Raw genomic sequence first — 13,250 nt, 5'->3', positions numbered from 1 at the left:
GCTTGACACCCGCTGCCCGCCCACTCACCATTGAACCGAACGATCGGTCGGTCGGGAGCGAGGGGGCACACATGACGACGATCGCGCCGGAGGAGGCGGCTCAGGAGGCCGCGTTCGACGCCACCGTGGCCGCGGACGAGCGGATCGAGCCACGGGACTGGATGCCGGAGGCGTACCGCTCCACACTCGTGCGACAGATGGCGCAGCACGCCCACTCCGAGATCATCGGCATGCAGCCCGAGGCCAACTGGATCACCCGCGCGCCCTCCCTGCGCCGCAAGGCGATCCTGATGGCCAAGGTGCAGGACGAGGCCGGCCACGGCCTGTATCTCTACAGCGCCGCCGAAACCCTCGGCACAAGCCGCGACGAACTCCTCGACAAGCTCCACAGCGGCCGCCAGAAGTACTCCTCGATCTTCAACTACCCCACCCTGACCTGGGCGGACGTCGGAGCCATCGGCTGGCTGGTGGACGGCGCGGCGATCACCAACCAGGTCCCACTGTGCCGGTGCTCCTACGGCCCCTACGCCCGCGCGATGGTCCGCATCTGCAAGGAGGAGTCCTTCCACCAGCGCCAGGGCTACGAGCTCCTGCTGACCCTCAGCCGCGGCACGGACGCCCAGCACGCGATGGCGCAGGACGCGGTCGACCGCTGGTGGTGGCCCTCCCTGATGATGTTCGGCCCGCCGGACGACGAGTCCGCGCACTCCGCCCAGTCCATGGCCTGGAAGATCAAGCGGCACTCCAACGACGAGCTCCGCCAGCGCTTCGTCGACATCTGCGTCCCCCAGGCCGAGGCCCTCGGCCTCACCCTCCCCGACCCCGACCTGGTGTGGAACGAGGACCGCGGTCACTACGACTTCGGCTCCATCGACTGGACCGAGTTCCGCGAGGTCCTCAAGGGCAACGGACCCTGCAACGAACTGCGGATCAACCGCCGCCGACAGGCCCACGAAGAAGGCGCCTGGGTGCGCGAGGCAGCCGCCGCACACGCGGCCAAGCACGGGAAGGCCGGACGATGACGACGACACCCCGCCCCGCGGAAACCCCCGCCTCCGGCGCCCCCGCCGAAGCGGCGGACGCCCGCCCCACCGACTGGCCCCTGTGGGAGGTCTTCGTCCGCAGCCGCCGCGGCCTGTCGCACACCCACGCCGGCAGCCTCCACGCCCCGGACGCCGAAATGGCACTGCGCAACGCCCGCGACCTCTACACCCGGCGCTCCGAAGGCGTCTCCCTCTGGGTGGTGCCCTCCGCCCAGATCACCGCCTCCTCCCCGGACGAGAAGGACGCCTTCTTCGAACCGGCCGGCGACAAGCCGTACCGCCACCCGACCTTCTACGAGATCCCGGAGGGGGTGCACCACCTGTGACGGACACCGTGACCACCCCCGCCCTGCCCCTCGGGGACGATGCGCTGATCCTCTCCCACCGCCTGGGCGAGTGGGCCGGCCAGGCCCCGGTCCTGGAGGAGGAGGTGGCGCTGGCCAACATCGCACTGGACCTGCTCGGCCAGGCCCGGGTGCTGCTCTCCCTGGCCGGCGACGAGGACGAGCTGGCGTATCTCCGCGAGGAGCGGGAGTTCCGCAACCTCCAGCTCGTCGAGCAGCCCAACGGCGACTTCGCCCACACCATCGCCCGTCAGCTCTACTTCTCCACCTTCCAGGAGCTGCTCTTCGAGCAACTGGCAAGCGGAGACACCGAGTTGGCGCCCCTGGCCGGCAAGGCCGTCAAGGAGGTCGCCTACCACCGCGACCACGCCACCCAGTGGACCCTCCGGCTGGGCGACGGCACCAACGAGAGCCACACCCGGATGCAGCGCGCCCTGGACGCCCTGTGGCGCTTCACGGGCGAGATGTTCGAGCCGGTGGCCGGATTGGAAACGCTGCCCTGGGCCACGTTCCACGACGTGTGGACCACCCGCATCACCGCCACCGTCGAGCAGGCCACCCTCCGCCTCCCCGAAGGACCGCAGCGCGGCGCGTGGACCGCCGGCGCGGGCCGCCAGGGCCTGCACACAGAATCGTTCGGACGGCTGCTCGCCGAGATGCAGCACCTCCACCGCAGTCACCCGGGGGCGACATGGTGACCACCGGAGACACCACGACCACCAGGCCCGTCATTCCCCCTACGGCCGGCACGGCCGGCAGGCCCACCACGGGCGGCACGGCCGGCACGGGCGGAAGGGTCGGGACGGCCACCCCGCCCGCCGCCGCCCCCACCACGGCCCTCGAAGCGGAACTGCTGGCACTGGCCGGCTCCGTTCCCGACCCCGAGCTGCCCGTCCTCACCCTCGCCGAGCTCGGCGTCCTGCGCGCTCTGCGGCTGACCGCCCCCGACCGCGTCGAGGTCGAGCTCACCCCCACCTACACCGGCTGCCCCGCCATCGAGGCCATGTCCGCCGACATCGAGCGGATACTCCACGTCCACGGCATACCCGACGTCGAGGTCCGTACGGTCCTCAGCCCGCCCTGGACCACGGACGCGATCACCGCCGAGGGCCGCCGCAAGCTGGCCGACTTCGGCATCGCCCCACCGCGCCCGGCCGGCCCGTCCGGCGGACCGGTCTCCGTCGCCCTCACTATCCGCTGCCCGCACTGCGGATCGACCGACACCACCCTGCTGAGCCGGTTCTCCTCCACGGCCTGCAAGGCGCTGCGCCGCTGCGAGTCCTGCCGCGAACCCTTCGACCACTTCAAGGAGTTGTGATGTTCCACCCGCTCCGGGTCCAGCAGGTCGAGCGGCTCACGGACGACGCGGTGGCCGTCACCTTCACCGTTCCGCCCGAACTCCGCAGCGCCTTCCGGCACACCCCCGGGCAGCACATCGCCCTGCGCAGAACGGTCGACGGCCAGGAGATCCGCCGTACGTACTCCATCTGCGCCCCGGCCACCGACGAGCCCGTCCTGCGCGTCGGCATCCGGCACGTCGAGGACGGCGCCTTCTCGACGTATGCGCTCAAGGAGCTGGCGGTCGGCGACACGGTGGAGGTGATGGCCCCGGCCGGCCGGTTCGTCCTCGCCCCGCGCCCCGGTCACTTCGTGGGGATCGTCGGCGGCAGCGGCATCACCCCCGTACTGTCCATCGCCGCCACCCTCCTCGCCCAGCAGCCCGACGCCCGCTTCTGCCTGATCCGCAGCGACCGCACCGCGGCCTCCACGATGTTCCTGGAGGAGGTCGCCGACCTGAAGGACCGCTATCCCGACCGCTTCCAGCTGATCCACACCCTCTCCCGCGAGGAACAGCAGGCCGGCCTGCCCTCCGGCCGCCTGGACGAGGACCGGCTCCGCACCCTGCTGCCCGCCCTGCTGAAGACCGACGCCATCGACGGCTGGTACCTCTGCGGCCCGTACGGCCTGGTCCAGGGCGCCGAACGCGCCCTGCGCACCCTCGGCGTCCCCCGCAACCGCATCCACGAAGAGATCTTCCACGTCGACAACGGCACCCCGACCGCGCCCACGGCCAAGGCCCCCGCACACAGCACGGTGACCGCCACCCTCGACGGCCGCTCCGGCACCTGGCCCGTCCACGACGGCGAATCACTCCTCGAAGCCGTCCTCCGCAACCGCGCCGACGCCCCCTACGCCTGCAAGGGCGGCGTCTGCGGCACCTGCCGCGCCTTCCTGGTCTCCGGCGAGATACGCATGGACCGCAACTTCGCCCTCGAATCCGACGAGGTCGACGCCGGCTACGTCCTCGCCTGCCAGTCCCACCCGGCCACGGAGAAGGTGGAGCTGGACTTCGATCGGTAGGGGGTGGGCCCGGGAGGAGGAGACCTGACCTTCGAGCGGCCGAAACGCATGGAGGTCTGCCGCACACCGGCGGCGCCGCCTTCGGCACCCTCGCCTCGCCCACCGCCTGCGGGCCGGCGGCCTGGTCTGCCTGGACCCCGCTCGACCGGCCGCGGCCGAAGCTCTGCCCTTGCCTGTTCAGGGCCAAGTCCGCCCATGGGCTCCCGCCCATCGCCCTTCCCGGTCCTTTCCTCTTCTCCGCCGAACTCCAGCCCAGTACTCCCGGCAGCAGCCCATACGCAACCGCCGCTTGGCGCATGTCGAGTGGTCCCGGGCGGTCCGACGGGTCAGGGGACGGACGGACGGTCGCTCGGTCCCGCGGGCTTGAAGCGCTTGGGGAAGTTCGTAAGCCAGGGGGCCGGGCTAGCGCCTCCTCGTCACCACACCATTCCCAATTCCTGGAACCTGTTCTACCTTGGCGCCTGACCTGATGGCTCGTCAGGTCGCGGTGTCGTGCGGAAGGAAGGACAGGCAGTGGACTTCACCTTCACCGAGGAGCAACAGGCCGCCGTCGAAGCGGCGCGGGCCGTCTTCTCGGGGGCCGCTCCGGACGACGTACCCAGCCCGGCACTCACCACCGGAGCGGTCGCCGACGACTTCGACCGCGCGCTGTGGCGCAAGCTCGCCGACGCGGATCTGCTGGGCCTGCTCATCGCGCCCGAGTACGGCGGCGCCGGCCTCGACCCGATAGCCCTCTGCCTTGTACTGCGCGAATCGGCCAAGGTGCTGGCCCGTGTACCTCTCCTGGAGTCCGGTGCAGCTGCGCTCACCCTCCAGCGGTACGCCGATGCCGCGCTCTGCACGGACGTACTGCCGCAGATCGCCACCGGCGACCTCGTCGTCACCGTCGCCGCCGCCGGCCGTACGGGCCACGAACCGGCCGAACTCGCCGTGCGCGCCACCCACGAGGGCACCGACTGCATCCTCGACGGCACGCAGACCGCCGTCCCCTGGGCCGCGACCGCCGACCGGATCCTGCTGCCGGCACACACCGCCGAGGGCGACGCCGTCCTCGCCCTCGTCCCTCGTGCCCACCCCGGCGTCACGCTCGCCGACCAGATCTCGACCAGCGGCGAGCGCCAGGCCGAGGTACGGCTCGACTCCGTTCGTATCAGCACCGCCGAAACGCTCACGGACCCGGACGCCTGGGAATCCCTCCGCCACCTCCTGACCATCGGCACCTGCGCCCTGGCCCTGGGGCTCGGCGAGCGGGTACTCGCCATGACCAGCGAATACACCGGCAAGCGCGAACAGTTCGGGTTCCCGCTGGCCACCTTCCAGGCGGTAGCCGTCCAGGCCGCCGACCGCTTCATCGACCTGCGCGCCATGGAGGCCACCCTCTGGCAAGCCGCCTGGCGCCTCACCTCCGACGCACCCGGCCCGCTCCCACCTGCCGGGGACATCGCGGTCGCCAAGATCTGGGCCTCCGAGGGCGTACGCCGCGTCGTCCAGACCGCCCAGCACCTGCACGGCGGTTTCGGTGCCGACACCGACTACCCGCTGCACCGCTACCACGCCTGGGCCAAGCAGCTCGAACTCTCCCTCGGGCCCGCTGCCGCCCACGAAGAGTCCCTCGGCGACCTGCTCGCGGCGCATCCGCTGGGGTGAGATTTGGTGGGGAGGGCGCGCGGAATCACGGGGTGCCATGCGCTCACGGGGCTGGCGCGCTCCCTGGGTTATCGCGCGTTCCCCGGTCTGGTGCGCGCTCATCGGGCGAGCGTGCGTTGCCCTCTCGGCCTGCGGGGAGGGGAGGGGCGGAGGGCGTGGCAACGCAGGCGGGCACTGTGCAGCGGCCAGGTGGTTGGCGGAAGCCGGCCAACTGTGCCACGCAGGCACTGACCGACCGGCTGGCTGGCTAGCTGGCTGGCTGGCTAGCTAGCTAGCTAGCCAAACACTGGCCGACTAGCCCCTGCCCAGCTAGGCACCGGCCGGCTAGACAACCGTCCCCGTTCCGCCCTTACCGTCCGAAACGGGACGACCGGCGGCCTCCCATGCCTGCATGCCGCCCGCGACGTTCACGGCGTCGATGCCCTGCTGGACCAGGTACTGCGCCACCTGGGCCGAACGGCCACCGACGCGGCACAGAACGTAGACCTTGTCGCCCTCGGGCGCCTTCTCGGTCAACTCCCCGTAGCGGACGACGAACTCGCTCATCGGGATGTGCAGCGCACCTTCGGCGTGCCCCGCCTCCCACTCGTCGTCCTCCCGGACGTCCAGAAGGAAGGCCTCGGCCGAGAGCGCATCGACACCGACGGTGGGTACAGAACCAAATTGCATGGTCCCGACGCTACCCGACCAGCTGCGTGAGGTACGCCTCACGTTCTGCGACGTCGGCGAGCAGCTTCTCGGCGATCTCGTCCAGCAGCCGGTCCGGGTCCTCCGGCGCCATCTTGATCATCGCGCCGATCGCGCTCTCCTCCAGCTCGGCGGCAATGGCCGCCAGCAGTTCCTTGCGCGTGGCCAGCCACTCCAGACGGGCGTAAAGCTCCTCACTCTCGCTGAGCCACTCCTCGGCCGGCGCCGGACCGGCCTCCCACTCCCGCGCCAGCTCCCGCAGCGCCGCCGCGTCGCCCCGGCCGTACGCCGCATTGACCCGCGCGATGAACGCATCCCGCCGCGCCCGCTCCGCGTCGTCCCGCGCCAGGTCCGGGTGTGCCTTGCGGACGAGCTCGCGGTAGACCTTACGGACCTCCTCGCTGGGCCGTACTTTCTGCGGCGGCTGCACCGGCTGCTCGGTGAGCATCGCCTGCGCCTCCGGGAAGAGCCCGTCCGACCCCATCCAGCCGTGGAACAGCTCTTCCACCTCCGGCATGGGCAGCACCGACGCCCGCGCCTCGTGCGCCTTACGGATGTCCTCGGGGTCGCCGGTACGCGCCGCCACGGCCTCGGCGATCTGCGCGTCCAGCTCGTCCAGCCGCGCATACATGGGGCCGAGCCGCTGATGGTGCAGCCGGGAGAAGTTCTCCACCTCCACCCGGAACGTCTCCACCGCGATCTCGAACTCGATCAACGCCTGCTCCGCCGCCAACACGGCCTTGGCCAACCGCCGCGTCCCCTCGTCGGCCGCGTTTTGCGGGTTGGGTGCCTGCTGACCAGGGGAGCCCTGGCCGCGGGAGTCCTGACCGGGGGAGTCCTGGCCGGGGGATGAGTCCGGATCAACGGACGGGGCCTGGGCGGCGGAGGGGCCGTGGTCGGCGGACGCGTTCTGGCCGACAGACGGGCCCTGGCCAGCGGAGGCGCCCTGACCAGTGGACGGGCCCGGGCCGGTGACATTGCTGGGTTCGCCCGACGGGGCGGCGTCGCCGGACGAGCCGGAGCCGTCAAACTGGGCCGGCTGTCCTTCCGTGCCGGCGGCTGGGGCGCCCTGACCGCCGTCGCGAGCATCCGGCGCCTGCGGTTCTCCCAGGGCATCCGCCGTGCCCGGTCCGTCCGCTCGGTGCTGGCCGTCCTGTGTGTTCTCCGCGTGCGAGTTCGTCACCCGGTCAGCGTACGGCCCGAGCCAACCCGCTCCCTGCCTCGCCACCGGCTGAAGGCTTCCGTTACCCGTACCTCGGCCGCGGTCTGCCCTGGAGGGTGGCGCTTCGCCTTTCCCTGCTGCCTTCCCCCTGGGCCCCTCCCCCGCCCCCACCCCACCCCTCACCCACCCCCGACCCCGCACCACCTACCACCTACCGCCTCCCCTCGGCTCACCACCCGCGGCTCCCCACCCCCGCGCACCACTCACCGCTCGCCGCCTACGGCGACCACCCGCCCCCCTACCGCTCACCACTGACCGCCTCCCCGTCCCCCACCGACCGCCGACTCCCGGCCAGCGCCATGACAGCAGCACGACAGCAGCTTGAGGGCACCACGATCAACGGTCGGTACTCGTCGATCAACAGTCGGCACCGCCGGTCGGCACAGGCATCGGGCATCGGGCATCGGGCATCGGGCATCGGGCATCGGGCGACAACAGAGACCACCGTCGATCGGCAATGGGCCCCCTCGATCAGCGCGGCCATCGTTGGTCGCCACAGGCAGGCCCCGAAGAGACCGGACAGTCACGCGCAGGTGTGGTCTGCTGTGGCGCGGCCGAGATCGGCCGAGCTCATACCCCCATTTCTGCCGCTATGCGGCCGCTCTTCACTGCTGTGGTCAGTGCCGTGTGGTCTGCCTCCGTGCGGTCTGCATAGGCGACGGCGAACTTCGCTATGGCCTCGTCCAGTTCTTCGCTCTTGCCGCAGTAGCCGGCCACCAGGCGTGGGTCGGCGCTGTGGGCGTGGGCTCGGGCCAGGAGGGCGCCGGTCATCCGGGCGTAGTCGTCCAGCTGGTCGCCGGTCAGCTGGGCCGGGTCGACGCTGCCCTTACGGTTCCTGAACTGGCGGACCTGGAACGGAAGTCCGGCAGCCGAACCGCCCGTCCCGTGGTCGTCGTGGGTGGAGCAGGTCCCTCGCCCGGCGGCCGGGGGTATGTCCTGCACGGTCGTCCAGCCGAGCAGGATGTCGCTGACGACCTGCATCCTCCGCTGGCCGAGCACCACCCGGCGGCCTTCATGCGTCACCGCCGGGGCCGGGAAGCCGGCCTTCTCCACGTACCGTGCCAGCGCCGAGCTGCGGGCCTCCTTCACCTGCAGGACCAGCGGCTCGCCCCGGTGATCCAGCAGCAGCACCACGTACGACCGCAAGCCCACACTGCCCGTGCCGACCACTCGGAAAGCCACGTCGTGCACCGCGTACCGGGCCAGCAGGGGCAGCCGGTCCTCGGGGAGGGTGTCCAGATAGCCGGTGAGGGAGGCGGCCACGGCCGCCGCTTCGGCGTCCGGCACCCGGCGCAGCACCGGTGGCGCGTCCACGAACCGACGGCCTCCGTCCGCCGTCCGCTCGGTCGCCTTCGCCGCGAACCGCGCGCTGGTGTTCTTCCGCGCCTTGGCAGACACCCGCTCCAGCGTCCCCAGCAGGTCCCGGGCGTCGGTGTGCGAGACCAGTTCCTCGTCGGCGATCGCGTTCCACGCCTCGGTCACCGGCAGCTTCGCCAGCAGCCGCATCGTGCGCCGGTACGCGCCCGCCGCGTCCTGGGCAGCCTTGCGGCACTCGTCCTCAGCCGCGCCCGCTTCCCGGCCCGCCAGGACCATCGACGTGGCGAGCCGCTTCACATCCCACTCCCACGGCCCGTACAGGGTCTCGTCGAAGTCGTTGAGGTCGATGACGAGACCGCCACGGGCATCGCCGTAGAGCCCGAAGTTGGCGGCGTGGGCGTCACCGCAGATCTGGGCACCGATACCGGTCACCGGGTCGGCCGTCAGGTCGTACGCCATCAGGCCCGCGGAGCCGCGGAGGAAGGCGAACGGGCTCGCTGCCATCCGGCCGACCCGTATGGGAGTCAGGTCCGTAAGCCGTCCAGCGTTGGATTCCTCCACCGCCGCTACCGCGTCCGGGCGTTCGAGCGTGCTCGACAGTGCGGACTGCGCGGCACGGGGCAGCCGCTCCCGCAACGCCCGGCCGGCCGCCTTGGGCGACGGGCCCTGTGCATCGGCCTTGGCAAACCCCGGTACGTACGGCACACGCGTCATGCGGGCCACCTCCCCCTTCAGGACCTTCACGGCTGCGGCGACTTCGGCGACATCCACCGGGTCGGTGGGGTCGGCGAATTCTCTGTCACTGGGCACTACTTACCGGCTGCCGGACGGGACTGCTCCCGGCCTGCCGACGTGCAATGACGTTACCGACGTCGCGCCATCGCGCGCAGGGCCTGTGGATAACTCTGCGTATCGCTGGTCGTGTCGAGGGGAGGCAGGGGATGGGGCGGTCAGAAGCTCAGGCGGTCAGGCGGTCAGGCGGCCAGGCGGTCAGCCACTGACGCCAACCCGCCGAACCCCCAAGCCGTCAAGCCGTCCAGCCGTCCAGCCGTCCAGCCGTCAGCCCCCAACTCCCAAGCCACCAAGTCCGCCAACCCCTCACCCACCAAGCCGTCAAGCCGTCAAGCCGTCAAGCCGCAATCACAACCCGCCAGGCACTCAGCGACCACCCTCGCAGTGGTAAGTCATCGGCCCGCTAGACCCCCACCGCCTCCTCCATTTCTTCCTCCGTCATTTCTTCCTCCGTGGCCGCTTCCGCCGAGCCGGTGCCGGGTGTCGCCGCCCCCACCGGCCGCTGCGGCCTGGGCTCCGGCACCGTTGCCGCTACCGCAGCCGCTGCCACCGCCGCCGCATTGGCCGTCGCCTCCGCTTCCGCGGCCCGTCGGCGTCGTTCGGCCAGCCCCGCCAGACCGACCATCAGCACGCCGACGAGCAGCCAGCCGACCAGCGTCCCAACGTGCCCGGACAGGCCGTAACCGTCGAAGTAGACGTGACTGCGCAGGCCCTCCACGAAGCCGGCACCGTTCCAGAAGGAGTGCAGGGCGGCGAAGAAGCCGTTCTGCATCTCGGGCCGGAAAATCCCGCCGGACGAGGTGAAGTTGAGCATCACGAAGAGGGCCATCACGCCGAGCGTCGTCCACCGCTTGAGGAAGGTGTGCAGGCCGGTGCCGATCAGCAGAACGCCGGCGGAGTACAGCCACGCCATGCCCCACAGGCCCCACAGTCCGTGGTCGACGAGGTGGAACACCGGGCCCGCGAACGCCGTGCCGATGAGGCTGACCACGACGGACGTACCGATCGCCAACACGGCCCGCAACCGGAGCGGCAGGACGGCGCCGGCACCGCCGATCACCGCGACCGAGGCGTACGAGCCGATGCTGATCGCCACCAGCAGGAAGAAGATGCCCTGCCCGGTCGGATCGTCCTCGGCGGGCGGCGCGACGTCCGTGACCTTCAGCGGGGCACCTTGCCGGGCCGCGAGAGGAGTGAAGATCTTCTGCACGACGGAGGCGCTGGTGTCGGATCCGGCGGTGGCCACGAGCAGTTCGGGGACCCCCTGGCCGCGCGTCTGTCCCTGCATTCGCCCGCCCGTCTGTCCCTGCGTGCGCTCCTGCGCCTGCCCCTGCGGCCGCTCCCCCGTCTGTCCCTGCGCCGCCCCGTTCATCACGTAGGCACCGAAGATGTCCTGGTGCTTCAGCTGCTCGACCGCGGTAGCGCGACGGGGGACCGTACGCGCCGCGAGGTCGCCGCCCGACCTGTCGTTGATCGACTGGGCGAGCAGTTGTGCGCTCCGGCTCGATCCGACGACCGCGACCGGCAGGTGGTGGGGTGCGGGATGGGCGAACGCGCCCAGGTAGGCGAGCCCCATGCCGATGCACATCAGCAGGGGCGTGACCAGGTGCGTCAGGACATGGCGGAGCCCGGCCGTGTGGGCGGCAGGGCGGCCGGCGGAGGCGGCCCGGTGGCTGCCTTGGGGCGCACTTCGGTGGTGGTCGGGACGTCGGACCGTACTCATGGGGCGAGCCTTCTCACGCTGAGGGTTCTGTCGCCGGCCCGCGGCGGACTGCGGGCGGGCAGCCGGCAACAGCTGCCAGCAACAGTTGGCAAATACAACTCATACTTACGTTGTACTCTACAACTACATCTACGAAAGGCAACCCGTGGCCCACCGCGATGACTCCGTCGAGACCATCCAGCAGGAGATGACCGCCTTCGCCCGGCGGGCCCGCGCGACCGCCGCCCGGATGCATCCCGAGCTGTCGCTGGTCTCCTACACCCTGCTTGCGCACCTCGATGACCAGCGCGGATGCCGCGCTACGGACCTCGCGGCGCACTACTTCCTGGACAAGTCCACGGTCAGCCGGCAGATCGCCGCACTGGAGAAGCTCGGTTTCGTCGAGCGCCGGGTCGACCCGGACGACCACCGCGTCCAGGTGCTCCACCCCACCGAGAAGGGCGCCCAGGTGCTCGCCAACGTCACCGCCAGCCGCCGGCAGGCCTTCCGCGAGCGCCTGGCCGACTGGGACGAGGCCGACCTCGACCGCTTCGCCACCTACCTACAGCGCTACAACGCGGCTCAGGAGCGACTGGGGTAACTGGCGCAACCCACCAGACAGAGGGAAGAGGGGTGGAGCTCAGGAAAAGCGGAAAGAGGGGGCCAACAGGCAAAGAACCAGGAACGAAGCCCCCGACCGGCTACCTCCGGAACCGCTTCGGGCACTGCCCGCCGTCCGCCAGATACGTCTCCGCCCAGCGGCCGAGCTCCTTGAGGGCGGGGTCCATCGCAAGGCCGGCCTCCGTGAGCCGGTAAGAGACACGGAGCGGAGGGCCCGCATCCACTTCGCGCACGATCAGGCCAACACCCGCCAGCTCCATCAGGCGGTCGGAGAGCATCCGCTCGCTGATGCCGGGGATCGCCCGCCGCAGGTCAGCGAAGTGCACCGGGCCGGACATCAGGGTGGCGACGATCAGTCCCGTCCAGCGCTTCCCGAACAGCTCGAAGACGCGCGCCATGCCGTCGTCGACCTGCTTACACGTCGCCTCGCTGTGGTCCGCCATACACCCAGCGTACCGCCCTCTCGTTGGCTACTGCAGAAAAGTAAGCTCCTGTGCTATGAATAGTGACGTACGGAATTCAACCAGCTAGCCAAACGTTGGTCAGTACGTGCTCAACGTGGGCAGCACCGCAGTGCCCGCTGATCCCTGGGGCGCTGAACAGGGGCCGAGCCCCCGGTGAGACCACTGGCAAGCCCCCGCTGGACCTGAACGCGCTGAACGCGCTGAACCCGCTGAAGCCCCGCTGTCCCCGCCCGGCCCCTACCGGACGGCACCCACCGGACGGCACCTACCAGAGCCAGACCGCATCAACCAGACCGCATCAACCGGACAGCACCGACCGAAGGAACGATTCCCATGGCCACGCTTCTGCTCATCGACTCGTCCGTCTCCCCCGAGGGCGTCTCCGCCTCCCGCTCGGTCACCGCGGCCTTCCGCAAGACCTGGGAGGAGCAGCACCCCGAAGGCACCGTCATCCACCGCGACCTGGCCGCCGACCCGCTGCCGCACCTCGACGGCGTCGCCGCCTCCGCCGCGTTCTCCGACCCGTCCTCCCACACCCCCGAGCAGCAGGCCGCGTTCGCCGTGCGGGTCAAGCTCGCCGAGGAGCTGGAGCAGGCCGACGCGGTCGTCATCGCCGCGCCGATGTACAACTTCACGATCCCCTCCACGCTCAAGGCGTGGCTCGACCAGGTGATCATCATGGGCCGTACCGCGGGCGAGGCGCCGTCCGCCAAGGGGACGCCCGTCACGGTCGTCGCCAGCCGTGGCGGCTCGTACGCGCCGGGCACGCCCCGTGAGGGCATGGAGTACGTGCAGAACTACCTGGAGGCCGTGCTGGGCGGCGGCATGGGGCTGGACGTCGATTTCATCGTCCCCGAGCTGACCATGGCACCCGTCAACCCGGCGATGGCCGACCTGGTGCCGCTGTACGAGACCTCCCGCGACAAGGCCCACGAGGACGCCACGGCCAAGGCCAAGGCCCTCGTCGCACGCCTCGCCGCCTGAGAACGGGAGCCGGGCCCCGAACCGCGGGCCCAGGCCACCAGAACCCCTGAACGGGACCACCCAGCC

At 70.9% G+C, this 13,250-nt stretch carries 13 protein-coding genes; 8 read left to right on the top strand and 5 right to left on the bottom strand.

Features of this window, described 5'->3' with window-relative positions; translation table 11 throughout:
* Window positions 1-71 precede the first annotated feature (71 nt).
* The 6 genes from paaA to AB0E02_RS11410 all read left to right on the top strand — a co-directional run bounded on the left by paaA (window position 72) and on the right by AB0E02_RS11410 (window position 5,395).
* A complete protein-coding gene (gene paaA, locus AB0E02_RS11435; protein WP_362137772.1) occupies window positions 72-1,022 on the top strand; it encodes a 1,2-phenylacetyl-CoA epoxidase subunit PaaA in 951 nt (316 codons plus the stop codon).
* Window positions 1,019-1,369, top strand: coding sequence for a 1,2-phenylacetyl-CoA epoxidase subunit PaaB (paaB, locus tag AB0E02_RS11430; protein ID WP_310724046.1), 351 nt, complete (start codon window positions 1,019-1,021; stop codon window positions 1,367-1,369). The genes paaA and paaB overlap by 4 nt, the downstream gene beginning before the upstream one ends.
* Window positions 1,366-2,085 (top strand): 1,2-phenylacetyl-CoA epoxidase subunit PaaC, encoded by a 720-nt coding sequence (gene paaC / locus AB0E02_RS11425; RefSeq protein ID WP_362137771.1) that lies wholly within the window; start codon window positions 1,366-1,368, stop codon window positions 2,083-2,085. Before paaB ends, paaC begins: the two co-directional genes overlap by 4 nt.
* Before the next feature lie 152 nt (window positions 2,086-2,237).
* A complete protein-coding gene (paaD, locus tag AB0E02_RS11420) occupies window positions 2,238-2,705 on the top strand; it encodes a 1,2-phenylacetyl-CoA epoxidase subunit PaaD (protein WP_362137836.1) in 468 nt (155 codons plus the stop codon).
* The gene (gene paaE, locus AB0E02_RS11415) at window positions 2,705-3,748 is read left to right on the top strand and encodes a 1,2-phenylacetyl-CoA epoxidase subunit PaaE (protein ID WP_362137770.1); all 1,044 of its coding nucleotides are present in this window, start codon (window positions 2,705-2,707) and stop codon (window positions 3,746-3,748) included. The genes paaD and paaE overlap by 1 nt, the downstream gene beginning before the upstream one ends.
* 513 nt (window positions 3,749-4,261) lie before the next feature.
* On the top strand, window positions 4,262-5,395 hold the full coding sequence (locus tag AB0E02_RS11410) for an acyl-CoA dehydrogenase family protein (protein ID WP_362137769.1): 1,134 nt from the start codon (window positions 4,262-4,264) through the stop codon (window positions 5,393-5,395).
* 324 nt (window positions 5,396-5,719) lie between these two features.
* On the opposite strand, the gene AB0E02_RS11405 is transcribed toward AB0E02_RS11410, so the two are convergent.
* The 4 genes from AB0E02_RS11405 to AB0E02_RS11390 form a co-directional block, all read right to left on the bottom strand.
* Window positions 5,720-6,064: a rhodanese-like domain-containing protein gene (locus AB0E02_RS11405; RefSeq protein ID WP_362137768.1), complete on the bottom strand. Its 345-nt coding sequence runs from the start codon at window positions 6,062-6,064 to the stop codon at window positions 5,720-5,722.
* A gap of 10 nt (window positions 6,065-6,074) precedes the next feature.
* Window positions 6,075-7,265: a hypothetical protein gene (locus AB0E02_RS11400; protein ID WP_362137767.1), complete on the bottom strand. Its 1,191-nt coding sequence runs from the start codon at window positions 7,263-7,265 to the stop codon at window positions 6,075-6,077.
* Window positions 7,266-7,874: 609 nt separating this feature from the next.
* A complete protein-coding gene (locus AB0E02_RS11395; protein WP_362137835.1) occupies window positions 7,875-9,335 on the bottom strand; it encodes a DUF2252 domain-containing protein in 1,461 nt (486 codons plus the stop codon).
* Window positions 9,336-9,816: 481 nt separating this feature from the next.
* Window positions 9,817-11,136, bottom strand: coding sequence for an ABC transporter permease (locus tag AB0E02_RS11390; protein ID WP_362137766.1), 1,320 nt, complete (start codon window positions 11,134-11,136; stop codon window positions 9,817-9,819).
* A gap of 145 nt (window positions 11,137-11,281) precedes the next feature.
* Between AB0E02_RS11390 and AB0E02_RS11385 the strand changes: the two genes are divergently transcribed.
* Window positions 11,282-11,716, top strand: coding sequence for a MarR family transcriptional regulator (locus AB0E02_RS11385; RefSeq protein WP_362137765.1), 435 nt, complete (start codon window positions 11,282-11,284; stop codon window positions 11,714-11,716).
* 100 nt (window positions 11,717-11,816) lie between these two features.
* Here AB0E02_RS11385 and AB0E02_RS11380 read toward each other — a convergent pair whose 3' ends face one another.
* The gene (locus AB0E02_RS11380; protein ID WP_030417213.1) at window positions 11,817-12,179 is read right to left on the bottom strand and encodes a helix-turn-helix domain-containing protein; all 363 of its coding nucleotides are present in this window, start codon (window positions 12,177-12,179) and stop codon (window positions 11,817-11,819) included.
* Between the two features lie 354 nt (window positions 12,180-12,533).
* Between AB0E02_RS11380 and AB0E02_RS11375 the strand changes: the two genes are divergently transcribed.
* Complete coding sequence (locus AB0E02_RS11375) at window positions 12,534-13,184, top strand: NAD(P)H-dependent oxidoreductase (RefSeq protein ID WP_362137764.1); 651 nt, start codon at window positions 12,534-12,536, stop codon at window positions 13,182-13,184.
* Window positions 13,185-13,250: the final 66 nt, after the last annotated feature.

Origin of the sequence: Streptomyces sp. NPDC048196, assembly GCF_040652715.1 — a bacterium.
Taxonomy (GTDB): domain Bacteria; phylum Actinomycetota; class Actinomycetes; order Streptomycetales; family Streptomycetaceae; genus Streptomyces; species Streptomyces siderophoricus.
This window is presented reverse-complemented; position numbering and strand designations above follow the sequence as displayed.